The following is a 25220-nucleotide window of genomic DNA, read 5'->3' on the forward strand; positions in this document are numbered from 1 at the left end:
TATCAGAGCTTTAAAACTCTTTACGCAATGCTCTGTCGAGCGAGAGCTTGCCACCGCCAAAAGCTGCAATAATAGCTGCACCGGCGGTCCAGAAAATCGAGTTAAACTCAGCCTTCATCTGAACCTGCTCTAAAAATGCCGCGCCGCCATCTTTCAAAAGACGTGCCTGCCCGTCAGCCGTCAGATATTCCAGATTGTCTTTTAAGAAAGCAATCCCTTCCGGCGTCAGAAAGGCATCGCCATAAGGGCGGGTCACATGGAAGTAAATGGTCATTGCCAGCATCACTGCATTCGCGAGGGCAACTGGCCGAGTTAAAAAGCCAATGACAATCAGGAAGCCACCGACAAATTGCATGACTGCCAGCAATGGCGAGAAAAACCAGCCCGGATAAAGGCCAAAAGCCTCGACAAAACCCGCTTGACCAAAAGGATTAAGAATTTTTGGCCAGCCCTCAACCATCAAAAGCCCGCCAATAATCAGACGGAATACCACCCAGCCAATCGGCTGCGCGACGTTGTGATAGAAAGAAGACATGAATGGCAAGATCAACCGCTCGCGCGGGCCGGATGTCATTTCTTCCATGATGCATCTCCTCATATAGAAATAAAATAAAATCTGTTCCAAAATCTTTGACCATCAAAGAAGATGATCATGTATAATCAGCTTAAACAGATTTTATTTAAATCATCCATAGGAATTAATGCTAGTATACTGGAGTTAACCTGCCAAGGAGTGCTCGACAGCGGCTTCTGCATGAATGGCAGTTGTGTCATAAACAGGCACAGGACTATCACTTTGTTTGATGAGCAACATGATCTCTGTACAGCCTAAAATTATCGCTTGCGCACCGCGTGCAACAAGGCGGTCAATGATCTCGCGATAAGCCTGTCGGGAGTTTTCATTCACGATGCCCTGCACCAATTCATCATAGATGATCTGATGCACAATTTTGCGATCTTCATCATCAGGCACCAACACATCAAAACCATGTTTATTGATAAGCCGGCCTTTATAAAAATCCTGCTCCATTGTGAAAGCGGTTCCAAGTAATCCGACTTTGCTTAAACCAGCTTTTTTCATGCGCTCGGCAGTCGGATCGGCAATATGTAACAGTGGAATATTAATCGCGGCCTGAACATCATCGGCCATACGATGCATTGTATTGGTGCAAATAACCATAAAATCAGCACCACCACGCTCTAAGCGTTGTGCGGCTTTGATCATTTCCTGCGTTGCATCGTCCCAACGCCCTGCACTTTGCAAAGCTTCAATCTCGGCAAAATCAAAAGACCACATCAGACATTGTGCCGAGCGTAACCCGCCCAATCTTTCTCTGACCAGTTCATTGATAATACGATAATATTCTGCCGAGCTTTCCCAGCTCATACCACCAATCAGGCCAATAATCTTTTGCAACGCAATCACTCCCGTTTTAGCGCTAATCAGCAATTATGATTTTGCTATTTTTAGCAATCAAAAAATTATGACGCGTCACTATTCAAAAAAAATGGCCCGCATAAAGCGGGCCATTTCATCTCAGTTCAGCTTATTTTACTGGCTTAATATTCATCGCCAGTGTGTCTTCATCCGCACGCGGTGTTAAAGTGACTTTGTCTTTTTTAACCGCCCATGCGTTGAGCAAAATGGCCAATGGCAGATCAGGACGATCGGTTGCCACTAGATTATTAGCTTTTTCAAGCAAGGTACGACGTTCATCCGCATCCATTGCAGCAGCGGCATCTTCAATCAGCTTGTCCATTTCAGGATTAGCATAACCACGCACGTTAAATGCACCGAGTGATTTTTCCGGCTCATTTGAATGCATCAGCGATGAAAGCATGTAGTTTGCTTCACCGGTTAATGTGCCCCAGCTTGCCATATAGAGTGAATATTCACCACGGGTTTTGGCAGGGTTGAACACAGCAGCCGGTACGCCATTAACCTCAGCATTCACACCGATTGCAGCCAGCATCTGGGCAATAGTCGGTCCCAACTCATTTGGCATACGGTCATTGGCATAGCTCAAAGTAATTTTGAAACCATCCGGATAGCCGGCTTCTGCCAGCAATTCTTTCGCGCGCTGAACATTATATTCAGGTGCTGTAAGCGACTTGTCATAGCCAAAGATATTGGACGTCACCAACTGTGTTGGCACAGCCGCCATGCCTTCAAGCGCAAATTCGACGATGGTTTCGCGATCAACCGCCAGATCAAAAGCTTCACGCACACGCGGGTCGCGAAGCGGGTTTTTATCCAGTTTCTTACCGCTCTTATCCCAGATCATCGGGCTATTTTCGCGGAAGTCAAATTCCAGATAGCTGATATAAATGCTTTCATGCTTGGTAACAGTAAGTGATGAATCCTGTTCCAACACCGGCACATCGGAAGCCGGAACTTTGGAAATTACATCAACCTGACCTGCCTTCAGCTGAGCAACGCGAGCTGCATCATTTGGAATTTCCTTACGGATAACACGATCCCAAGGCTGTTTTTCACCCCAATAGCCATCAAAGCGCTCAACAACCAAATCCTGTGTCGGCGCCCATGAAACAAACTTATACGGGCCTGTACCGATGGTTGCTTTACCGCTGTTAAAGCCTTCAGCCGCAGTTTCCTGCGTTGAATAATCGGCAGCCGCCTTATGTGATGTGATGAACAAACGAATGAAATCGTTTGGCAATGTAGGGGCAGCTGAATTGGTTGTCACACGCACAGTCAGCGGATCAACAACTTCAACAGATTTCACACGGCGCACAAAAATGGTTGCCGGATTAGGGCCGGTTACATGCGGAATGCGTTCAATGGAAAACTTAACATCTTCAGCGGTAAAATCAGAACCGTCGTGGAATTTAACGCCATCACGCAGTTTAAATTCCCATGTGGTGTCATCGAGCGCTTCCCAGCTCAGCGCCAATGAAGGTTCGAGCTCCAGATTGTCGCCTGAACGGATTAATGTATCAAAAATATGCTTCGTTGCTTCAGCATTCGCCGCAGTTGCAGTAAAATGCGGATCCATTGAAGCCGGACCGGACTTAACAGCCATAACCAGATCAGCTGCAAAAAGCTGACCGGCGCTAAACAGCAATGTTGTGCCAAGCATAAATGCGCGCAATGTGTGTTTCATTTTAGGTTCCCTGTTCCCAGTTTGCTATTCATTCAAAGTAGTCGTCACTAACGGCGTCACCCGATGTGATTGTTTCCGGCCAATCGCGTGAAGCGATGACGAGTTTGGCAAGTATGTCCGAGAGCATCATGCGCTCGGCAGGACTTAATGTTTCAAGCATCAGGCGTTCACGTTCCAGCATCGGCGCCATCTTGGCTTCCACCACTGCGCGCCCCGCATCTGTCAGGCACAAGACCACACGGCGCAAATCGCTCGCGTCTTCCTCACGATGAATAAGCTTCAGCCGCGTCAGCTTTTTGGTGGCACGGCTTAACGTGTTTTTGGGAAAGCCAGAGCCTGCAACCACTTCGGAAAGGGTCGTCCGGTCACGTAAAAACAGTGAATAGAGCACCACAAATTCCGGCCGCAAAAGGTCGTGGTCAGCACCGATCATACCGTAAACAGGATTGTTATAATGCAGCGCTAAATAATTGATCCGAAACGAAAGCCAGCACGGGTTTTCCCACAATTTTGTGTGCAGAATATCGCTCTCGCTGAGCCTGTCGTCACTTGCCTCACTTCGCCCTGCACGCCCCTCCAACAGAGCGATTGCCACCCGCTTTTCCATCGCCCCTCCCGATAAGCAATTTAGCAATTAAGTTCCATTTAGAACAAGATAATGCTAGTTTACGGAATGTCAAACGTAATTTTTGTTCCAATTGGAACTTGTCTGTGCAATAAAATAAGAATATTAGTTTTTTCAGATCCCGTGGCTGAGACTCGGGAAACCTTGGGGTGAGAGGATTTTTATATGCATATTAACGCCATGAACTGGGCTCAGGTTGAAGAGCGCGTCAAACATGACGACCGCTGCATTTTACCAATTGGCAGCGTTGAACAGCACGCCCGTCTGAGCCTCGGAACAGATATGATTCTGGCTGAAAAAGTGTCTCTTGATGCAGCAGAGCCACTTGGCGTTCCGGTCTTTCCGGTTGTGCCTTACGGCCTAGCTTCAAGCTTTGAAGATTTTCCGGGCACAGTGTCTTTCAGCCTGCGCACTTACATCGGCGTTATTGAAGATATTCTCGACAGCATTTACCGCTCCGGCTTCCGCCGTATCCTGATCGTCAACGGCCATGGCGGCAACACACCAGCCGGCACAGTTGTGTCTGAATGGTTGAACCGCAACCGTGATGCCAGCGTGAAAATGCATGATTGGTGGCGCGCACCAAAGACCATGGGCAAAGTGCTGGAGATCGATAATCGCGCTTCGCACGCTTCATGGATGGAAAACTTTCCGTGGACACGCCTTGAAGGTGTAGCACAGCCTGATCACGCAGTGGAACGCGCTGACTATGCAGGCATGGCACGCGTTGATGCAGGCCGCAAGCGCGTTATGCTGGAAGCAACCGAAGGCAATTATCAGGGGCTGTTTGTACGTCCTGATGAAGACATGCTGGCAATTTGGGATGTGGCCGTGCGTGAAACCCGCTTTGAGCTGGAAAACGGCTGGCACTAATCAATTTTACCATAGTTTTCAGGCGGATCAGCTCCGCCTGAAAACTACAAGAAACGAAGCGGAAAAGCAGCCAAACTGCCCATGATCCGCTTGGGGGAGTACCGCTGATGATTGCATTTATTGTCAGACGTTTATGGCAAGCCATCCTGATTATGCTTGTCATGTCATTATTAGTTTTCATGGGCGTATTCGTCATCGGCAACCCTGTCGATGTGCTGATCTCGCCTGATGCAACGCAGGAAATCCGTGATCGCGTTATTGCGCAATACGGCTTGGATTTACCGGTTTGGCAGCAATATCTGCAATTTATGAACAATCTGCTGCATGGCGATTTAGGACGTTCTTTCGTTTATAATATGCCGGTTGCAGAACTGATTGCATCGCGTTTGCCAGCCACTGCGGAACTGGCATTGACGGCCGTTTTCATGGCCAGCCTCATTGGCATTCCGCTTGGCATTTATGCCGGATATAAGCCGGATAGCTGGGGCTCCAAAACCATTATGGCACTGTCCATTTTGGGCTTTTCGGTGCCAACCTTCTGGATCGGGCTGATGCTGATTATGGTTTTTGCGGTACAGCTCGGCATTATGCCAGCTGGCGGCCGCGGTGAAACCGTTTCGGTTTTTGGCGTGCCTTTAAGCTTTCTGACCATTGACGGTTTGCATCATCTGGCCTTGCCGGCGATCAACCTGTCCTTGTTTAAATTGTCATTGATGATCCGTCTCGCGGCCTCCGGCACGCGGGAAATCATGCTGACCGATACGATCAAATTTGCCCGTGCTGCCGGTATTAACGAGCGCACTATTTTGCGTCGTCACGTTCTGCGCCTGATTTCCATTCCGCTTGTCACCGTGTTTGGCTTGGAGCTTGGCTCAACTGTGGCCTTTGCCGTGGTCACGGAAACAATTTACTCATGGCCGGGCTTGGGCAAGCTTATCATTGACAGCATAACCTCGCTCGATCGTCCCGTCATGGTCGCCTATCTCATGCTGGTGTCACTGCTGTTCATCACGATTAATCTGATTGTGGATCTTTCCTATGCTTTGCTTGATCCGCGCATGCGTCAGGAGGCAAGCAAATAATGGCTTTGCTCAATAGCAGATCATTGCAATTCTGGTCAGAGTTTAAACGCCATCCGGTGCCGGTCATTGCCGCACTCGTGGTTCTGGTCATCATCTTGCTGGCAGTATTTGCGCCCCTCATCGCCCCGCAAGACCCTTACGATCTTTCAAGCCTTGTTTTGCGTGACGGCAGACGTGCCCCCGGCTATGTCGGTCAAGGCGGCTATGTTCATCTGTTAGGCACTGATGGTCAGGGACGCGATCTTTTCTCGGCCATTCTTTATGGCTTGCGCATTTCTTTACAAATGGGGCTGCTGGCGGGTGCCATTGCTTTCACCATCGGTGCGCTTGTTGGTTCAAGTGCTGCCTATATTGGCGGACGCTTTGAGAGCTTCATCATGCGCGTTATCGACTTGCAGCTTTCCTTTCCGGCAATTTTGTTAGCCTTTGTGGTTGCTGCATTGCTTGGACAAGGCAAAAGCCAGCTAATTATCGCACTTGTTTTTTCGCAATATGCTTATTTTGTCCGCACCGCCCATGGGGCAGCGGCAGCTGAACGCAATAAAGATTATGTCGAAGCAGCCTTGTCTGTGCCGATGAGCGGTTGGTTTATCGTCACCCGTCACATTTTGCCTAATGCCTTGCCGCCATTAATTGTTGTGGCAACGGTACAGGTGGCGTCTGCCATTTCACTGGAAGCAACGCTTTCATTCTTAGGCGTTGGCCTGCCACCGACAGAACCATCACTCGGCATGCTCATTTCCAATGGTTTCCAGTATTTATTATCTGGCCGCTACTGGATTTCGATCTATCCGGGTCTGGCACTTATCGTTCTGATTATGGCGATCAATCTTGTTGGTGATCAAATTCGTGACCAACTGAATCCGAGGTTGAACAAATGACGGCACATCTTCTTGAAGTTACCGATCTGCATACGCATTTCGAAACCCGTGCCGGCACAGTCAAATCTGTCGATGGCGTTTCATTCTATCTTGAGCGCGGCGAAATCTTAGGGCTGGTGGGAGAATCCGGCTCGGGTAAATCTATCACCGGTTTCTCGCTGATTGGTTTGATTGATAAGCCTGGCCGCATCAAGCAAGGCTCCATCAAGCTGGAAGGCCGTGAGCTTGTCGGTTTAAGCGATAGCGATTTGCGCAAACTTCGCGGTCGTGAAATCTCGATGGTTTTCCAAGACCCGATGATGACGCTCAATCCGGTGCTGACCGTGCTTGATCAGATGACACTGGCACTGCGCGCGCATGAAACAATCTCTGATAGTGATGCCCGCATCCGCTGTGTGGAAGCACTGCGCCGTGTGCGCATTGTTGATCCGGAGCACAAAGTGGATTTTTATCCGCACCAGTTTTCCGGTGGCATGCGCCAGCGTGTAGCGATTGCTATTGCGCTGCTGCATAACCCAAAAGTGGTAATTGCAGACGAGCCGACAACGGCACTTGATGTTTCTGTGCAGGCGGAAATTCTCACCGAAGTGAAAGCACTGGTTGCAGAGCTTGGCATTTCGATGATCTGGATCAGCCATGATCTGGCAACCGTTGCTTCGATTTCGCAGCGCATTGCCGTGATGAAATCAGGCAAAATCATCGAAACCGGCCCTGCTGCCGAGGTTTTGAAAGCACCGAACCATCCTTATACACAAGGTTTGCTCGATGCCTTGCCTTCGCGCTCCAAGCCCGGACAGATGCTCGGCAAAGTAAGCGATGAAGAGCTTGCGCTATTTTCAGACACCGCACCGGTCATCGTTGAAGATCCCAATTTTGTGACCGTTAAAGGTGCCGTTAAACGCTTTGAGCGTAAACCCGACCTTTGGGGCAAGCTGGGGCAGAAAATCGGCCTCGTAAAACCTAAAAAGCCGATCATTGCTGTCAGTGATGTAAATATTTCCATCGCGCGTGGTGAAGCTTTAGGCTTGGTGGGTGAATCCGGCTCAGGAAAATCCACGCTCGGGCGTATGGTATGCGGTATTTATCAACCGACAGAAGGCGAAATCCGGTTGGCTGGCCAACCGGCTATGTCGGAAAGCGGCAACAAGCTGACAACCAAAGTACAGATGATCTTTCAGGATCCGTTTGCCTCACTTGATCCGCGCCGTACCGTCGGGCAATCCATCGCTGAAGGGCCGATTGCACATGGTTTAACCACATCGGCGCAAGCGCGGAATTATGTTGCGCATTGGCTAAAGGCGGTAAGTCTTGATCCAGCTTTTGCTGATCGTTTTCCGCATCAGTTTTCCGGCGGGCAGCGTCAGCGTATTGCCATTGCACGCGCATTGGCAATGAAACCGGAAGTCATCGTTTGCGATGAGCCGGTAGCTTCGCTTGACGTTTCCATTCAGGCGCAAATTCTTAATTTGCTGCTGCGCTTGCGTAAAGAGCTTAACCTGACACTTCTTTTCATCAGCCATGATCTTTCGGTTGTGCGCCACTTATGTGACCGCATCATCGTTATGCATCATGGTAAAATTGTTGAAGAAGGCATGGCGGAAGATATTTTTGAGGCACCGCAACAGCCTTATACAAAAATGCTTCTCAACGCGATCCCGAAGCTTGCTTAAAGCCATTGGCTAAATCTAAAAATGCGGCTGACACCATCAGCCGCATTTTTTAATGATCAGCATCGCGCACAAAAATTTTTGAAATCAGCTGAGCCGTATTACTGGCATTGAGTTTGCGCATCACCGCTGCGCGATGCACCTCAACGGTACGGTGCGATATACCAAGCATAACACCAATATCTTTCGAGGAAGAGCCGTTCACGATATGCTGCGCCACTTCGCGCTCGCGCGGGGTTAAATCCGATGCAGGGCTTGCCTCTGCCGTCAGCCTTTCAAATGTCCAGACCATGAGTTCAAACGGTTTTTCAGGCGTCAATGTACGTCCACGGGCGCGCGCCCAAAACACTTCACCACCACGATATTGCATGAAGCGTTCATCGGCATAACGCGGACGACTTTTAAGCCAGCGGAGCCACCGCTCTCCCGTTGCATCATAGTCAAATTTTGATGGATAAAGCACCCGAACAGATTGTCCGACCAGCTCATTAACAGGCCAACCAAACAGCTCAAGAACTTCCTTGTTACAGGCTTTAATCTGACGATTGCTTAATATCAAAACAGCAATCGGTGCCTCCTGAAAAGCGATTTCCATGAGTTGATCATCGCTTAAGTCACTGTAATTCATGAACTCCTCCCAAATCACGAAATACGTATAGTTCTACGTAGTACTACGAATAGACGAAGCTTGTCTATTCCGCTTTTCTGTTAAAGGGATGAGGAGAAGCAGTCATGAATAAGACTATTTATATCACCGGATCTGGTCACACCAAATTCGGCAAACTGACAGAAAACTTAGAACAGCTGATCGTGCAAGCAACGCGCGAAGCATTGAGCGAAGCAGCCATTCCGGCCAGCGAAATTGATGCTGTTTTCTTAGGTCACTTCAATTCAGGCCTTGTCAGCGACGGCTTTGCATCCTCCCTCATTCATCAAGCTGATCCTGCATTGCGCTTCACACCGGCAGCGCGCTGCGAGAATGCCTGCGCCTCTGGTGCGGCAGCTATTCATGCTGGTATTAATGCCATTTTAAGCGGTAAAGCGCGTCATGTTCTGGTGGTCGGCGCCGAAAAGATGACCCATCGCACCACCGAAGATGTCACAACGGCTCTGGCTGGTGCCGGTTATCAAAATGATGCAGAAGAAGCAGCTCTGAGCTTTCCGCAGGTTTTTGGCGTAGCCGCCCGTGCTTACACTGAGCGCTACGGTGATCCGCTCACTGCAATGGCACATATTGCAGCCAAAAATCATCATAATGCGATGAAAAATCCGCTGGCACAGATGCAACGTGATTTGGGCTTTGATGCCTGCAACACAGTTAGCGATAAAAACCCATTGATTGCCCCTCCCTTGAGGCTCACTGACTGCTCGCTCGTCACTGATGGTGCGGCGGCCATTGTCTTATCCGTTGCTGATGCAGCAACCGACATGAAGCGTCGTGTCCGTATTGCTGCCGCAGAGCATGTCAGTGATTTTCTGCCGATGTCGAGCCGCGATTTCCTTAAATTTGAAGGCCCGCAGCGCGCAATGGCGCAGGCTTATAAGCAAGCAGGCGTCACTGTATCAGACATCAATTTTGCTGAAGTACACGACTGTTTCACCATTGCCGAACTCCTGACCTATGAGGCAATGGGATTGGCCCCGGCAGGGCGTGGTGAAGAGGCCATCAAAAATGGCACGGTGTTTGCTGATGGTTCACTGCCGGTCAATCTCTCAGGAGGTTTGAAGGCAAAAGGCCATCCGGTTGGTGCCACCGGTGTATCCATGCATGCGCTCGGTTTCCGCCAGCTGACACAGCAAGCCGGAGCCATTCAGCGTCAGGGCGCTGAATGGGGATTGTTATTCAATATGGGCGGCGCAGCCGTTGCCAATTACGCCACCATTCTGCATGCAGACCGCGCCTGAGTAGTATAAAATGAATATCGCATATTGGCTTTATCAAACAGCCCGCTCATGGCCTAACCGTGAAGCGATCTTGTCAGGCAATGAATGCTTTGCCACTTATAATGCGCTTTTAACGCGCACGGCTTCGCTGGCGCATTGGTTGCAGCACCATCATGGTGTCAATCGCGGTGACAGAGTGGCGCTTTTTGCGCAAAACTGCCCAGAATATCTGGAAATCATGCATGCAATTTGGTGGTTGGGAGCCGTTATTGTCCCAATCAACCATAAGCTTCATGCCAAAGAGGCGGCATGGATTATCGCAGATTCAGATGCGAAAATTATCCTTACGGATGCAGATTGCAGCTTTGACGATGCGCCTTGCCTGCAAACGGTCATCACAATTGCTGATGCCACTTATAATCAGGCAGTTTCAACTGCACATAAAAATAAACCTGCTGATTGCGATAGCAATGAAATTGCATGGCTTTTTTACACGTCCGGCACAACCGGACGCCCTAAAGGCGTGATGTTGAGCCACAATAATCTGATCCATATGAGCCTTTGTTACAGCCTTGATGTTGATCAGGTTTTTGGAAGTGACACCGCTTTATATGCAGCACCTATGTCTCATGGCGCTGGCCTTTATAACATGATTTTCATACGTGCCGGTGCGCGCCATTTAATACCGGACTCCAAAGGTTTTGATTCAGCTGAAATCATAGATCTGGCAAAAATACAAAAAAATCTGGTGTTTTTTGCTGCCCCGACAATGGTGAAACGACTGATCGCGTATTCGAAAACGGTTAATTATCAGGGTGAAGGCATCCGCACGATCATTTATGGCGGCGGGCCAATGTATGCCGCCGATATTGATGAGGCGCTTGACTATTTCGGTGATCGCTTTGTGCAAATCTATGGTCAGGGCGAAAGCCCGATGACCATCACTGCTCTGTCGCGTGATCTGGTTAAGGATCAAAGCCACGCCAACTGGCGCTCACGCCGCGCATCTGTTGGCACGGCGCAGGCTTGTGTCAAAGTTGAAATTCGCGACGATAATGGCAAGCCTTTGCCGCATGGTTCAACGGGCGAAATCGCCGTTTTTGGCCAAACAGTCATGCAAGGTTATTGGAATAATCCGGATGCAACAGCCAGCACGTTGAACAATGGCTGGCTCATGACAGGCGATTTAGGCCATCTCGACGAAGACGGCTTTTTATATCTCACTGACCGCTCCAAAGATGTGATTATTTCCGGCGGCACCAATATTTATCCACGCGAAGTGGAAGAAACCCTGCTGCAACATCCGGATGTTTTCGAAGTTGCGGTGATTGGTGTTCCCGATCCTGAATGGGGCGAGAATATTGTCGCTTATATTGTCATGCGCGATGAAAAACCGGCTGAAAAAACACTGCTGGATCAATGGTGCCAGTCACAGATGGCATCGTTCAAAAAACCAAAAAAATATTTCTTTGTCAAAGAATTACCAAAGAACAGTTATGGCAAAGTACTCAAAACTGAACTGCGCCAATTATCATTAGAAAATAATTGAAAACAATCGGTTATGACGGAGGAAGCATAACCGAACTAAAGGGAGGAAATACCATGGATAGACGTCATTTTCTTAAAATGTCTGCGGCTTTGGCAGGCTCAACTCTGCTGCCATCATTTGCCAGCTCCGCATTTGCCAAAACGTCATTGAAGTTCGATAGTTATATTTCTGAAACTGCTGGTCCTTCGTGGATTGATGAGTGGTTTATGAAAGAGCTGGAAACACGCACTAATGGAGAAGTTTCCATTCGTCGTTATTGGGCAGGCAGCCTCAACAAAGTTGGCGAACATCTGGCAGCCGTGCGGGACAAAACTTCGGAAATGTCGCTGATTTCACCGGGCTATTATCAGGTTGAACTGCCTGTCACCCGTGGCTTAGAATGGTATTTCCGCATGGAACGCGCTGATAGTTTGCAGCTCGTTTGCCGTGATGTTTACGAACAATTTGAACCACTGCGCGATGAGTGGGAAAAACGTCACCGCGCAAAAGTTCTTTATTGGACAAACTGGAACTACGCGCCGCTGGTGATGCGCGACCCGATCAATTCTATTGACGATATCAAAGGCAAGAAAATTCGGGGGTATGGCATCGCCACGGATGTAATCGAGCGCCTTGGCGGCATTGCCGTGCCAATGGCGGCACCTGATGTTTATCAGGCACTTGAGCGTGGTGTACTCGATGGCGTTTACGGTTTCGACTTTGTCACCGCCGTTGCTTACAAGCTGCATGAAGTTGCGCCAAACTTCTATGACATCGGTGACGGGCCTCATGCCCCTGCAACCACTGTCATGAATATCGACGTCTGGAACGGCCTTTCACCTGAAGTTCAAAAGGTTGCCACCGAACTGGCTGATGAACTTTACGCCGGTAAATTTACTGAAATTTACGACAAAGTGCTGCTCGACTATGTGAAAAAAGTAACCGCTGAAGGCGGCAAACTCCACACATTGTCGGATGAAGAAAAAGCACGTGCGAAAGCTTTGGTACAACCAGCTGAAGTGGAAGCATGGGTAGATACTGTGGCTAAGCCTGCCGGTGTTGATGGTGCGGCCATGCAAAAACTTATAGATGCAGCCATCGAAAAACACGCGCCACAGGGCAAAATGCTGCGTCCTTATGAGATTGCTCAATCTCTGAAATAACAGACTGCTTTATGTCGCCGGTTATAAGTTTCTATATCCGGCGACCGCTTCCGGGAGGGAATGCGGATGATCAAGCTACATCGTTTTATAAACCGTCTTACCGACTTTACCGGCTGGATAGCGCTTGGCTTTCTGGCCTTTATGATGTTCGGTATTACGCTTGATGTGGTACTGCGTGCTTTAACAGGAAAACCTGTACCCGGCCTTTTCGAAATGTCGGAAATGTCGATGGTTATGGTTGTTTTCATGGGGCTTGGTTGGGCGCAAAGTGACGATGCCCATATCAGAGTGACCATGCTGACGGATAAATTCAGCCCGACATGGCAGCGCCTTGCAACAACGCTTGCATGGCTTTTGGCAGCGCTTGCTCTTTTGATGTTGGCCTATCCGTCAACGCTTGAAGCAATCTACTCTTTTTCAATCCGCGAGTTCCGCTGGGGTTATTTTCAGGTTCCTATTTGGTGGGCAAAAATCGCTGTAGCGATCGGCCTTTGGCTGGCAGTGGCACAAACGCTTCTTCATGCCTTGCTGGTTTTGACGGGGCGCGATCCGCACCGTCAGCTGCCAGAAGCCACCGCCAATCAGCTTTTGTAAAGCCAAGGCCTGCATATTTAAAGTTGGCCGTCGTGCTGACTAATCAGAACGGAATTTATCAATGGATACAACCTTAGTCGCAACAATTGCCGTTGCAATGATCTTTGTATTGATGGCGATTGGCACACCGGTTTTTGCAGCGCTTGCGCTCTCGGGTGCCTTAGGCATTATAATGATCGAAGATTTGCCATTTTTGCTTAATCGTCTTAAATCCTTCTCGTTTACACAGTCGGCTTCTTACACGCTCACCGTAATCCCGCTCTTCATCCTGATGGGCGCATTTGCGCATCATGCCCAGGTCGGCAAACGATTATTCAGTGTTGCCAATAAATGGGTCGGCCATCTGCCCGGTGGCCTGGCAATGGCCGGAATTTTAACCAGTGCCGGTTTTGCTGCCACATCTGGTTCAAGTGTTGCAACTGCCGCAACCGTTGGAGCCGTGGCCATTCCGGAAATGAAAAAAGCTGGTTATGATCCTCGCCTTGCGACTGGCAGCGTTGCCGCTGGTGGCGTACTTGGTGTATTGATCCCGCCAAGCGTTTTGCTCATTTTTTATGCAGCATTAACCGAAGTATCCGCCGGTAAAATGCTGATTGCCGGTTTTGTGCCAGGTATTCTGACAACCGTTGTTTTCATGATTGGTGTCAGCATTATCGGCCGCACCGGTATGAACCAAGCAGCACGCATTCCTGCAACACCTTGGGGTGAGCGCATTCGCGGTACCACAGAAGCATGGCAAGTGCTGGTTCTCTTTATTGTCGTATTAGGTGGGATTTATCTAGGCATTGTTACACCAACAGAAGCCGGTGCCATTGGTGCAGTCGCTGCTTTTCTGATGCTGCTGGCACATCGCCCGAAAAACTTGCGCGGCGAACTGATTGAAAGTTTCCGCTCTACATCCGCCACCACCGTCATGATCCTGTTTACCATGATCGGTGCAGGTATTTTCAGTTATTTTCTGACCCTCATCCAACTGCCGCATGCGATTGCCAGTTTTGTAGTTGCCAGTGATATTTCTCCTTATGCAGTGATCGCACTTTTGCTGCTGGTCTATATCCCGCTTGGGATGTTTCTTGATGCTTTCTCGATGATGGTCATCACATTACCGATCATGTTCCCGACCGTGGTGCAGCTTGGGTTTGATCCGATCTGGTTCGGCATTCTCAGCGTCAAAATGTGCGAAATCGGCCTCATTACACCGCCGGTTGGGCTCAACTGTTTTGTGATTGCGGGTATCGATCGTGAAACTTCGCTTGCTGATGTTTTCAAAGGCTCGTTCTGGTTTGTTTTGATGGAACTTTTTACGATCATTCTGCTGTTCTGCTTCCCGATCATCGTGACATGGTTGCCAGACACAATGATGGGGCGCTAAAATGACTACAAATGAAATCAATGGTGTTGCACTAGTAACAGGCGGCGGGTCAGGCATTGGTCGTGCGAGCGCATTACAGCTTGCAGCCAAGGGCGCTTCTGTTGTAGTCGCTGACCTCAACCAGCAAGGCATTGACGAAACCGTCGCACTTATTCAGGCACAAGGCCATGAAGCCCTCGGCATTAAGCTCGATGTTTCTGACCCGCAATCGGTAGAAAACGCATTCACACAAACCAGTGATTGGCGCGGCAGTTGCGATATCCTCGTCAATTGCGCCGGTATTTTGGTAGTGCATCCCCTTCTCGACTTTCCGCTTGATGCGTGGAACCGCTTAATGGCTATCAACCTGACCGGCACATTTTTATGTTCGCAACGTGCAGCCCGTGACATGGTCAAAAAGCGCTATGGCCGCATCATCAATATGGCATCGATTAGTGGCAGTCGTGCTGGGATCGGCCGTGTGGCCTATGGCACATCAAAAGCAGCCATTTCCGGCCTCACTCGCCAGTTAGCACTGGAGCTCGGGGCTTATGGCATTACAGCTAATGCAATTGCACCGGGTGCGATTGTGACGGCCATGACTGAAGCCGCTTATACGGATGAAACGCGGGCCAAGCTACTGCCAATGATCCCTGCCGGTCATTTAGGTGAGACAGACGATATTGCGTCAGCAGTTTGTTATCTCGCCTCTTCGCAAGCTAAATATGTTAACGGCCACACACTGGCAGTCGATGGCGGTTACCTTGCCTCCGGCATGACCCAAACGGGTAATTTAGAGCTGAAGCAATAGATTGAACATTGGCCAGACAAACAAAAGGGGGATTAAATCCCCCTTTTTTATTTACCAAATCTGGTGTGATATATTTTTCACAACCGTATAATGAGACAAACCTTCCGTGCCTCCCTCACGGCCATAACCGCTATCTTTAACACCACCAAAAGGTGTCTCCGGCAAAGATGCCTCCAGCGTATTGATTGAGAAATTACCGGCTTCGATGCCTTCACTCAGATAATGCACGTTTTTCGCACAATGCGTGAAAGCATAAGACGCCAAACCAAATGGCAGAGAGTTTGCTTTTTCAAGCGCTTCTTCAACAGAAGAAACACGGTTGATCAGCGCTAATGGGCCAAATGGCTCTTCCGATAAAACACGCGCATCATCAGGCACATCGGCAAGCACAGTAACAGGGAAGAAATAACCGCGATTACCAAGACATTCACCACCTGTGAGAACGCGGGCACCTTTTGCCTTAGCGTCATTGACCAAAGTTTCGAGTGCTTCAATACGACGGTCATTGGCCAACGGCCCCATTTCCGTCTGGGCATCCAAACCATTTCCGATTTTAATGCTGCGCGCTTTTTCTACAAAAGCATTGGTAAAGGCTTCAAAGCTTTTTTCCATCACAAAAAAACGGGTTGGTGAGGTGCAAACCTGTCCGGCATTGCGCGCTTTACGGATCGCCGACATCGTACCTGCGGCAACGGCATCATAGTCGTCACAAACAATCACCGGTGCATGGCCGCCAAGCTCCATCAAGGCGGGCTTCATATAACGCGATGCCATCGTGGTCAGATGCTTGCCAACAGCCGTTGAACCGGTAAAGGCAATGGCACGGATGGTTGGATGCGGGATCAGATAATCTGAGATTTCAGCCGGAACACCAAAAACCAGATTGAAGACACCGGCCGGCAAACCCGCATCATGAAATGCACGCGCAATATGATAAGCACCAGCTGGTGTTTCTTCCGCCGCCTTCAAGATGATTGAGCAGCCGGAAGCCAAAGCGCCTGCAATTTTGCGCGATGGCTGGCTCATCGGGAAGTTCCACGGCGAGAAGGCCGCAATCACGCCAATCGGCTGATGAATAACTGTGTAGCGAGTGCCCGGTGCACTTGGAATAACCCGTCCATAAGTGCGCAGACCTTCAGCTGCATCCCATTCAAAAAATTCGCAGCCACGAATAACTTCAAGCCTTGCCTGTTCAAATGGCTTGCCATGCTCCATGGTGATGGAATGTGCAATCTGATCAATACGCTCACGCATCAACGCGCATGCCTTCAGAATAATTTCTGAGCGTCTGGCAGGGGCGGTGTTTTTCCAAACTTTAAACCCCTGCTCGGCAGCCGCAATCGCATCATCCAGATCCGAACGTGTTGCAACCGGAACAGCGCCAATGACTGTTTCATCTGCCGGATTAAGCACAGGTAAAGTATTTGCAGTTTTTCTCCACGCGCCACCAATATAAAGGCTTAGCTCCGGATATTGTTTCGTCATGGCTCATTCTCCATTGCATCATATTTTTTTAAGAGACATGCGGTTTTCAAAATTTCGGCACGCAGCTAGGCATGCACCGTAACGATGCCGAAAAAGTCAGTCATGTCTTTTTTGTTTAATGTGAAAAAACGCACTCTCTTAACGAGAGATTTTTGATCGTCTGCCTCTTGTTCAATCTTGCCTCTCCGACACTGGCGAAGAGGCTTTTTGTTAAATCCCTACATATCCGTGAACCAGTTCGGCATTGTCCATCAAATCCTGATTGGTGCCCGACCAAACGGTTTTACCTTTTTCAAGCACATAATGACGGTCTGCCAATCGCTTCAAAACATTGATATTTTTATCAATCAGCAGGATCGCCTGTCCCTGCTGTTTCAAAGTTTCGATACAGTTCCAGATCTCGGCGCGAATTACCGGTGCCAAGCCTTCGGTTGCCTCATCCAAAATCAGCAATTTCGGGTTGGTCATCAAAGCGCGGCTAATCACCAGCATTTGCTGCTCGCCGCCTGACAATGTGCCAGCCATCTGGCCTGCGCGTTCATGAAGGCGTGGAAAAAGCGCGTAAACACGCTCCAATGTCCAAGGGGATGAGCGCTTCAAACGATTGGCAGCTGTCGCCACCAGATTTTCACGTACCGTTAGAGTGGAAAAGGTTTCGCGGCCTTCCGGCACCAAACCAACACCAAGGCGTGCGACCACTTCCGGTGCGGAACCAAATGTATCACGCCCGCCAAAGCTGATTTTGCCGGATAATGGCTGCAAAAGCCCCATGATCGAGCGCACAGTGGTGGTTTTCCCCATACCATTGCGCCCAAGCAGCGTGACGATTTCACCTTCTTTAATTTCGAGTTCCACATCGAAAAGCACCTGACTGGGCCCGTATGCGGATTGCAGTCCTGCAACGCTCAGCATGCTTCATCTCCCTCTCCCAGATAGGCACTACGTACTTCCGGATGATTACGAATTTCATCTGCACTGCCGGTTGCGATAACGCGCCCGTACACCAGTACCGAAATACGGTCGGCAAGCTGGAAAACCGCATCCATATCATGCTCAACCAGCAACATGCTGACCTGACTTTTCAAGCCTTGCAGCAATTTTACCATTTGCTGGCTTTCAGTATGACCAAGCCCCGCCATCGGCTCATCAAGCAACATCACCTTTGGCTCTGTTGCCATGGCAACGGCCAGTTCCAGCTGCTTTTGCTCACCGTGCGAGAGATTGGCGACCAATTCATCGGCGCGGTGTTCCAACCCAATGGGTTTAAGATAACCAAGTGCACTATCACGCAACTGTGTTTCTTTGCGAACATTGCCCCAAAAGCGGAAACTATGTCCCTGACGAATTTGAATAGCGATAGCGACATTGTCCAACACGCTATACTCAGGCAGCAAAGAAGTGATCTGGAAAGTTCGTGCCAGCCCCAGCCCGATACGTTTTGCGGTCGGCAAACGGCTGATATCACGTCCTTCGAGTTCAATTTTACCGGCATCAGATTTTAATTCGCCGAGTAACTGCGAAATAAGCGTGGTTTTGCCTGCACCATTGGGGCCGATCAGCGCGTGAATTTCGCCCGGCCGCACATCCAGCGAAACACTGTCTGTCGCCAGCAACCCACCGAACCTTTTAACAAGACCGCTGACATTAAGAATAGGTTCACTCATGCTGATCTCCCGCCGATACGCTTCAACAGAGCCTGAATGCCGCCATTGGTATAAAGCACGACAAACAACAGGATAAACCCAAAGGCCAACTGCCAATATTCTGTCCATGAGGCCAGAATGGACTCAAGCACGATGAATGCACCAGCACCGATCAACGGCCCGAACAATGTGCCCACACCACCAAGCACAACAATGATCATCAGCTCGCCCGACTTTGTCCAATGCACCATATCCGGACTTGCAAAGCGCAGAAAATTGGCCATCAAACAACCGGCAAGCCCTGCCCCCATGCCAGAGATAATGAAAGCGACAAGTTTGTAACGATAGGCAGGAAGACCGAGTGCTGCCATGCGGCGTTGATTTTGGCGAAGACCAACCAGCACATTGCCGAAACGTGAATTGACCATGCGCCACATCAGGAAAAAGAACAGCACGGTGATAGCAAGACAGACATAATAGATCGTCTGCTTATCACGCATGTTTAAACCAGGCAGTTCATTGGTACGGCGAATAATCAAACCATCATCGCCGCCATAGGTTTTGAGCGACACAAACAGAAAGAACAGCATTTGCGCAAAAGCCAGCGTGATCATAATGAACTGCACGCCGCCGGTGCGCAGCGACAGGCCGCCAATAATGGCCGCCATCACACCACTGACCAGCACGGCCAAAGGCAGTGTCACCAGCAACTGGTTTGAACCGGGGATCAGCCCCAAAAACAGATCATCCTGTGTGTAATGCTGGTACAAAATACCAACCACATAACCGCCAAGGCCGAAAAATGCTGCATGACCAAAACTGACCATGCCGCCATAGCCGAGCACCAGATTAAGGCTTGCCGCAGCGATACCGTAAATTAGAACACGCGTAGCCAGTGATGTCATTGCTGGATAACCCAAAGCATCCGACACAAACGGCAGTGCTATGAGCAGAACTAACCCGAAGGCTAGCAGAAATGGCTTCTTAAGAGAGTTTTCCATAGGTGCTGCCTTATTAATTATTTGCATAGAACAGCCCTTTAGGGCGAATGAGAAGAACAATGGCCATCAAAAGATAAATACCCATTGAGGAAATACCGGCGCCCAGCGCATCAGCCTCGGCACCTTCCATCACTTGACGCAATAGCGGTGGCAGATAGGCACGCAGCATTGTGTCAACGAGACCCAGCAAAAGGCTGGCAAAAAACGCGCCGCGAATGGAGCCAACGCCACCGATCACCACGACGACAAATGTTGTTATGAGGATTTGCTCGCCCATGCCCACTTGCACAGCCATAATCGGCCCCGCCATAAAGCCTGCAAGACCGGCCAAAAGCGCACCAAGACCAAACACAGCCGTGTAAAGAAGGCGCACATCAACACCTAGCGCACGCACCATGTCGCGGTTTGTCGAACCGGCGCGCACCAACATACCAACACGGGTTTTATTGATAAGCAGATAAAGCCCGAGCGCGACCATCAGGCCGACAAAAATGATCGCCAGACGATAGACCGGATAAAAAAGACCCGGCAAAATTTCCAATGACCCGTCCAGCAAAGGGGGCATCGAAACAAACAAAGGCTGGCGGCCAAAAAGCAGTGTAATTGTCTGGTTTGCAATCATAATGATGGCAAAAGTAGCAAGCACCTGATCGAGGTGATCGCGCTTATAAAGCCGACGCACCACCAGAAATTCAATGGCAACACCGGCAATAGCGGCTGCTGCCAATGCCGCCGGCACTCCTAAGAAAAACGAATTGGTTTCTGCTGCCACATAAGTGCCCGCATAGGCACCGATCATGTAAATAGAACCATGAGCCAGATTAATGACGCCCATAATACCAAAAATAAGCGTCAAACCTGCTGCCAGCAAAAATAGCATCACGCCGAATTGCAGGCCATTCAGCATCTGTTCAAGGAAAAGCATCATCAAAGACCGCCTTGAGAATTAAAATCGAAACACCAATTTGTGCCGGAACACTGCACAGACGGGGGAGAATACTCCCCGTCTGAAATGTTAGCTCTGCCTTTTAAGGCATTAAAATCAGTGCTTACATTTTGCAGGAAGCGGCATAGACGTCGCCGTGGTTTTCCAAAATCTTACCGACGGTTTTCAATGCTGGTGCACCGTTTTCATCTTTTTCAACGCGCAGAGCATACCAGTCCTGCACCGGATGATGGTTCACACCAAACTTGAAGTTACCGCGTACGGCTTCAAAGTCGGCTTTACGCATAGCTTCACGGAAAGCGTCTTTATCTTCAACATTGCCATTGGTGGCTTTCAGTGCTGCACCGATGGCAAGGGCAGCCTCATAGCCCTGACTGGAATAATAAGTCGGCGCACGATTATAGGCTTTCATCCATGCTTCCATGAACTTTTTGTTTGCCGCATTATCAAAATCAGAATTCCAGTGGCTGGAAACATTCAAGCCCAGCGCAATGTCACCAACAGCTTTCAAAGTATTTGCATCCAATGATGGTTCAGCCACCACCATTGGTGTGCTTTTCATCAAGCCGGCCTGTTCATATTGGCGCAGGAATGTGATCGCGAGGCCACCTGGATGAAACTGGAAAACCACTTCCGGTTTCTTGGCACGGATTTGTGCCATTTCCGCAGCAAAATCAGTCTGATCGAGGCCGGTATAAACTTCGCCGACAATCTCGCCTTTAAAATAGCGCTTAAAGCCGGTGATCGCATCTTTACCGGCCTGATAATTGGAAGCCAGAACGAAGGCGGTTTTATAGCCGAGATTGGTTGCAAGCTGTCCGGCACTTTCGTGCAGACTGTCATTTTGCCAAGGAACAACGAAATAATTTTCGTTACATTCTTTACCGGCCAAATTGGACGGTGCCGCATTGGTGCTCACATAAAAGGCTTCACCATCCAGAATGTCCGGCACCGTTGCGCCAGCCACGTTGGAAAAAACGATACCGGTAAACAACTGCACTTTGTCATTGTTCAAAAGGCGTTCCGCAATCTGTTTGCCTTGTCCCGGTTTCTGGCTGTCATCTTCCACAATCAGATCAACAGCAACATCGCCAAGCTTGCCGCCGTCCATTTCCATGGCCAGTTTAAAGCCGTCACGAATATCTTGGCCTAAATAGCCGGCAGGCCCAGAAAGCGTGGTAATCATACCAATTTTAACAGGCTCTTGCGCCAATGCCGCATAGGGCAAAGTGCTGAAAGCCAGAACACTCATTGCAAGTAAACTCTTCTTAATCATGCCCGTTCTCCTCCGTATGCAGCTTCTGCTGCATCTCGTTTCGTTCAGTCTTTTATTGTTATTTCTACGTCGAAAGGCACATAGCTATAGATGCCTTCCCCTCCTTCCACCTGCCCGAAAACCGGCAGCGGAAAATGATATGGCGCCATGATCACCCGCTCTTTGGCTGCATTTTCAAGCAAGCTCATGCGCGTTTCACGCGCTTGATCAGGGGCTTTACAAAAATTGGAAGCCGCAAATGGTTGCGATAATTGCAGCGGATGATGGATAACATCTGCTGTAAACAAGACGTTGAGTTCAGCAGATTTCAAACGCACCACCACCATGCCTGGCGAATGACCAAAGGCCGGCTCAAATGTCAGGCCGTCACATATCTGATAATTTGCTGGTACAGCTTGAAAACCAATGGTTTCGATAATCGGTTTGATACTGTCTTCAAACGCTCCATGCAGCGTAGTTTTATCTGAATTTTCTGCGTGAATTTGCGTCCAGTAGGTCAGTTCACCTTCCGGCACGATATAGGCTGCATTAGGAAATGCGGCCTGCCATTTTCCATCGAGTAAAACAGTATTCCAGCCGACATGATCGGCATGAAGATGCGTATTGATCAGGTAATTAACATCGCTTGGCTGTACACCAAGGGCAGCCAGAATGTCCAAAAATGCAGAATTACGCTGATGCCATGCGGGGCGATCAGGGCGAATTTTCTGATTGCCCACACCTGCATCAATCAACGCGACATAATCCGGCGTTTCAATCAGATAAATATTGAAATTAAGGCGAATAGTGCCCTTTTCAACATCCATTGAACCCGCAGGTGCCTGCTGTGCAGCCTCTTGCAATTCATCATCCGACAAACTGCCCAGCAATGCTTTTACCGGCCAGTTTGCCTCCATATCCGGAATGCAGGTAATACGCAGATCTGTGCCCTGAAACTGATGCAAGGTGACATTTAATTCCGGAAGATGATGTGCAACAATCTTCATGGGCGCTCTCAAAGATCACAATCAGCCGCGAACGGGTCGCCGTGGCTGCTGAGCAATTTTGAACGGGTTTTGAGTGTCAAAGCACCATCATCACCACGCACCACCTGCATGGCATACCAATCCTGCACCGGATGCTGGTTTTTACCGAAACTGAAAGTGCCGCGCACAGATTTGAAATTGGCTTTCAACATTGCTGCACGGAAAGCATCGCGATCCTCAACATCGCCTTTTGTCTGGCGCAGTGCGGCGCCAATGGCATTGGCAGTGTCATAGGCTTGCGCGGCATACATGGTTGGAGTGCGCTTATAGGCTTCTTCAAAAGCAGCCACAAATTCACGATTGGCATCATTGTCCAAATCGGTGTTCCACGAACCGGAAACATTCAAGCCTTCTGCCGCATCACCGACAGCTTTCAAAATCGCATGATCCATGGACGGCTCGGCAATCACCATCGGCACTGAGCCTAATAATCCGGCCTGCTGATATTGGCGCAAGAATGCAATACCTAAACCGCCCGGCTGAAACTGGAAAACTACATCAGGATTAACCTGACGGATTTGTGCCATTTCGGCGGCAAAATCATTCTGATCGACGCGTGTATAAATCTCACCGGCAATCTCGCCCTTGAAATAGCGCTTAAAACCCTCGATCGCGTCTTTACCGGCCTGAAAGTTAGGCGCCAGCAGAAAAGCACGCTTATAACCCAGATCTGTCGCATTTTGACCGGCACTGCCCTGCATTGTATCGGTCAGATATGAAATTACGTAATAATTGGCATCGCAGCCTTTGCCGCCAAATTCCGATGGCCCCGCATTAGGGCTGACAAAAATTCCGCCGCCATCCAAAATTTCAGGAACAGTTGCACCAGCCACATTGGAAAACACAAGACCAGTAAAGAGCTTCACACCTTCATCATTCATGAAGCGATCAGCAATTTGACGACCATTGGCAGGCTTCATCGCATCATCTTCAACCAGCACATTGACCGGCACATCGCCCAGCGTGCCTTTGCCCATTTTGACCGCGAGCTCAAAACCATCGCGCACATCCTGCCCCAAATAACCGGCAGAGCCGGACAAGGTGGTGATGAAACCAATTTTCACCGGATCAGCGGCATAGACGGCACTGGATGCCAGAAAAGATGCGGCAAGCAACGGAAGAAGACGGGTAAATTTCATAATGCCTCGATTGCATTGGGCTGGGTGATGATGAACAAAAACCAATATTTATCAGTCGGTTGAGACTGCGCAGTGTTTATGCAAACACCGCGCAGTTTTCAGATCGTATTACAGTTTCAGTCCGCAGTTTTCGAAGGCTTCACGTGTCACCTTCTTTTCGGCTTCTGTCAGTTCAAGCAATGGTGTGCGTACCGTGCCGCCAGTCTGGCCAAGCAGTTCCTGCCAATATTTCTGGTGGGAATGTGGTTTTTCCGCCGGACGTGTGCCTTTGAGCGCTTTACGCACTGGCTCAAGACTGTCACGGATACGGCGTGCTTCTTCAAATTTACCGGCAAAGGCCAGATCCGTATATTCACGCATGCGCAAATCATTTTTGGTCTGGATCAGATATGGAGGGGAAGAGCAGAGATAGAGCTGCCATTTGAGATCGATAATATTGTCGAGCCACTCATCTTCTGATGCGGTGCTGACCAAAATTTTATCACCTGCAAGGCGTTCCAGCTCAATATACATCGGACGCGGCACGCTATATTTAATCGCCACCACATTTTCGATATCAGCCAGCTTGTTGCACAGCTCAGGGCTCATCAGATAGCCGCTGTCCGGATGGCTCCAAAGCGCAATGCCGATATCAACTTTTTCCGCAATCGTGCGGTAATAGTTGAGAAGTGTTTCATCCTGTTCTTTGAAGAAATGCAGGATAGGTGCATGCACAACGATATAATCTGCACCAATTTTCTGTGCATGTTGTGCAAGTTCAATCACCACATCCATATTCTGGTCAGAACAAGACATGATAGTCTGGGCACGTCCGGCACAAGCCTCAACCGCCAGCTCAAAGCTGCGCTTGCGCTCATCCAGTGACATTGAGAAAAACTCGCCCTGCTTACCGGCGACAAAAAAGCCGTCAATCTTCAGGTCTTCAATCCAATGATCGTAGTTACGGCGAACCGCATCTTCGTCAATGGCATGATCGGCAGTAAAAGGTGTCAGAGCCGCAGCCCAGATGCCTTTCATATGCTGCCGGGAATAAGCCTTGGCGTCTTTCCTGGTATATTTCATATTATTTCCGTTCATTTAATCTGTTCAGAAGGCGAAAAGAGCAGACCCAAAGGCCTGTA

The 25220-nt window shown here is 49.4% G+C and carries 24 protein-coding genes; 10 read left to right on the forward strand and 14 right to left on the reverse strand.

Translation table 11 applies throughout. The annotated features are described in order from the left end of the window. Positions 1-10: 10 nt before the first annotated feature. The 4 genes from ABDZ76_RS11840 to ABDZ76_RS11855 form a co-directional block, all read right to left on the reverse strand. Positions 11-583 carry a DoxX family protein gene (locus tag ABDZ76_RS11840; protein ID WP_343805735.1) on the reverse strand — a complete coding sequence of 191 codons (573 nt, stop codon included), beginning with the start codon at positions 581-583 and terminating at the stop codon, positions 11-13. A 135-nt stretch (positions 584-718) separates the two neighbouring features. Next, positions 719-1417 carry an aspartate/glutamate racemase family protein gene (locus ABDZ76_RS11845; RefSeq protein ID WP_343805737.1) on the reverse strand — a complete coding sequence of 233 codons (699 nt, stop codon included), beginning with the start codon at positions 1415-1417 and terminating at the stop codon, positions 719-721. Positions 1418-1547: 130 nt separating this feature from the next. Next, complete coding sequence (locus ABDZ76_RS11850; protein WP_343805738.1) at positions 1548-3125, reverse strand: ABC transporter substrate-binding protein; 1578 nt, start codon at positions 3123-3125, stop codon at positions 1548-1550. 28 nt (positions 3126-3153) lie between these two features. Next, on the reverse strand, positions 3154-3732 hold the full coding sequence (locus ABDZ76_RS11855) for a MarR family winged helix-turn-helix transcriptional regulator (RefSeq protein ID WP_343805740.1): 579 nt from the start codon (positions 3730-3732) through the stop codon (positions 3154-3156). Between the two features lie 183 nt (positions 3733-3915). Between ABDZ76_RS11855 and ABDZ76_RS11860 the strand changes: the two genes are divergently transcribed. From ABDZ76_RS11860 to ABDZ76_RS11875, 4 genes are all read left to right on the forward strand, one after another. Then, a complete protein-coding gene (locus tag ABDZ76_RS11860) occupies positions 3916-4623 on the forward strand; it encodes a creatininase family protein (RefSeq protein ID WP_343805742.1) in 708 nt (235 codons plus the stop codon). 107 nt (positions 4624-4730) lie between these two features. Next, positions 4731-5705, forward strand: a complete 975-nt coding sequence (locus ABDZ76_RS11865) for an ABC transporter permease (RefSeq protein WP_343805744.1) — start codon at positions 4731-4733, stop codon at positions 5703-5705. After that, positions 5705-6586 (forward strand): ABC transporter permease, encoded by an 882-nt coding sequence (locus tag ABDZ76_RS11870; RefSeq protein ID WP_184221947.1) that lies wholly within the window; start codon positions 5705-5707, stop codon positions 6584-6586. Before ABDZ76_RS11865 ends, ABDZ76_RS11870 begins: the two co-directional genes overlap by 1 nt. Further along, positions 6583-8256, forward strand: coding sequence for a dipeptide ABC transporter ATP-binding protein (locus ABDZ76_RS11875; protein ID WP_343805748.1), 1674 nt, complete (start codon positions 6583-6585; stop codon positions 8254-8256). The genes ABDZ76_RS11870 and ABDZ76_RS11875 overlap by 4 nt, the downstream gene beginning before the upstream one ends. 49 nt (positions 8257-8305) lie before the next feature. Here the strand turns inward: ABDZ76_RS11875 and ABDZ76_RS11880 are convergent, their stop codons facing one another. Next, the gene (locus ABDZ76_RS11880; RefSeq protein ID WP_343805750.1) at positions 8306-8881 is read right to left on the reverse strand and encodes a LuxR C-terminal-related transcriptional regulator; all 576 of its coding nucleotides are present in this window, start codon (positions 8879-8881) and stop codon (positions 8306-8308) included. Positions 8882-8985: 104 nt separating this feature from the next. On the opposite strand from ABDZ76_RS11880, the gene ABDZ76_RS11885 reads away from it, so the two are divergent. From ABDZ76_RS11885 to ABDZ76_RS11910, 6 genes are all read left to right on the forward strand, one after another. Beyond that, positions 8986-10158 (forward strand): acetyl-CoA acetyltransferase, encoded by a 1173-nt coding sequence (locus ABDZ76_RS11885; protein WP_343805752.1) that lies wholly within the window; start codon positions 8986-8988, stop codon positions 10156-10158. Positions 10159-10168: 10 nt separating this feature from the next. Beyond that, entirely contained in the window at positions 10169-11686 is a 1518-nt protein-coding gene (locus tag ABDZ76_RS11890) for a class I adenylate-forming enzyme family protein (RefSeq protein WP_343805754.1), read from the forward strand. Positions 11687-11739: 53 nt separating this feature from the next. Then, positions 11740-12828, forward strand: a complete 1089-nt coding sequence (dctP, locus tag ABDZ76_RS11895; protein WP_343805756.1) for a TRAP transporter substrate-binding protein DctP — start codon at positions 11740-11742, stop codon at positions 12826-12828. A 66-nt stretch (positions 12829-12894) separates the two neighbouring features. After that, positions 12895-13422 (forward strand): TRAP transporter small permease subunit, encoded by a 528-nt coding sequence (locus ABDZ76_RS11900; RefSeq protein ID WP_343805758.1) that lies wholly within the window; start codon positions 12895-12897, stop codon positions 13420-13422. Positions 13423-13483: 61 nt separating this feature from the next. Continuing rightward, complete coding sequence (locus ABDZ76_RS11905; RefSeq protein ID WP_343805760.1) at positions 13484-14794, forward strand: TRAP transporter large permease; 1311 nt, start codon at positions 13484-13486, stop codon at positions 14792-14794. Between the two features lies 1 nt (position 14795). After that, positions 14796-15584 carry an SDR family NAD(P)-dependent oxidoreductase gene (locus ABDZ76_RS11910; RefSeq protein ID WP_343805762.1) on the forward strand — a complete coding sequence of 263 codons (789 nt, stop codon included), beginning with the start codon at positions 14796-14798 and terminating at the stop codon, positions 15582-15584. 51 nt (positions 15585-15635) lie between these two features. On the opposite strand, the gene ABDZ76_RS11915 is transcribed toward ABDZ76_RS11910, so the two are convergent. The 9 genes from ABDZ76_RS11915 to ABDZ76_RS11955 form a co-directional block, all read right to left on the reverse strand. Further along, positions 15636-17069 (reverse strand): NAD-dependent succinate-semialdehyde dehydrogenase, encoded by a 1434-nt coding sequence (locus tag ABDZ76_RS11915; protein ID WP_343805765.1) that lies wholly within the window; start codon positions 17067-17069, stop codon positions 15636-15638. 210 nt (positions 17070-17279) lie between these two features. Then, positions 17280-17981 carry an ABC transporter ATP-binding protein gene (locus ABDZ76_RS11920; RefSeq protein ID WP_343805768.1) on the reverse strand — a complete coding sequence of 234 codons (702 nt, stop codon included), beginning with the start codon at positions 17979-17981 and terminating at the stop codon, positions 17280-17282. Beyond that, positions 17975-18733 carry an ABC transporter ATP-binding protein gene (locus tag ABDZ76_RS11925; protein WP_343805770.1) on the reverse strand — a complete coding sequence of 253 codons (759 nt, stop codon included), beginning with the start codon at positions 18731-18733 and terminating at the stop codon, positions 17975-17977. The genes ABDZ76_RS11920 and ABDZ76_RS11925 overlap by 7 nt, the downstream gene beginning before the upstream one ends. After that, the gene (locus ABDZ76_RS11930; RefSeq protein ID WP_343805774.1) at positions 18730-19713 is read right to left on the reverse strand and encodes a branched-chain amino acid ABC transporter permease; all 984 of its coding nucleotides are present in this window, start codon (positions 19711-19713) and stop codon (positions 18730-18732) included. The genes ABDZ76_RS11925 and ABDZ76_RS11930 overlap by 4 nt, the downstream gene beginning before the upstream one ends. A gap of 13 nt (positions 19714-19726) precedes the next feature. Beyond that, entirely contained in the window at positions 19727-20641 is a 915-nt protein-coding gene (locus tag ABDZ76_RS11935; protein ID WP_343805776.1) for a branched-chain amino acid ABC transporter permease, read from the reverse strand. Positions 20642-20762: 121 nt separating this feature from the next. Beyond that, complete coding sequence (locus tag ABDZ76_RS11940; protein WP_343805778.1) at positions 20763-21935, reverse strand: ABC transporter substrate-binding protein; 1173 nt, start codon at positions 21933-21935, stop codon at positions 20763-20765. A gap of 44 nt (positions 21936-21979) precedes the next feature. Beyond that, positions 21980-22921, reverse strand: a complete 942-nt coding sequence (locus tag ABDZ76_RS11945; protein ID WP_343805780.1) for an MBL fold metallo-hydrolase — start codon at positions 22919-22921, stop codon at positions 21980-21982. 8 nt (positions 22922-22929) lie between these two features. After that, the gene (locus tag ABDZ76_RS11950) at positions 22930-24099 is read right to left on the reverse strand and encodes an ABC transporter substrate-binding protein (protein WP_343805782.1); all 1170 of its coding nucleotides are present in this window, start codon (positions 24097-24099) and stop codon (positions 22930-22932) included. Between the two features lie 108 nt (positions 24100-24207). After that, positions 24208-25161: a dihydrodipicolinate synthase family protein gene (locus ABDZ76_RS11955; protein ID WP_343805784.1), complete on the reverse strand. Its 954-nt coding sequence runs from the start codon at positions 25159-25161 to the stop codon at positions 24208-24210. Between the last annotated feature and the right edge of the window lie 59 nt (positions 25162-25220).

Origin of the sequence: Paenochrobactrum glaciei (assembly GCF_039522165.1) — a bacterium.
Classification (GTDB): domain Bacteria; phylum Pseudomonadota; class Alphaproteobacteria; order Rhizobiales; family Rhizobiaceae; genus Paenochrobactrum; species Paenochrobactrum glaciei.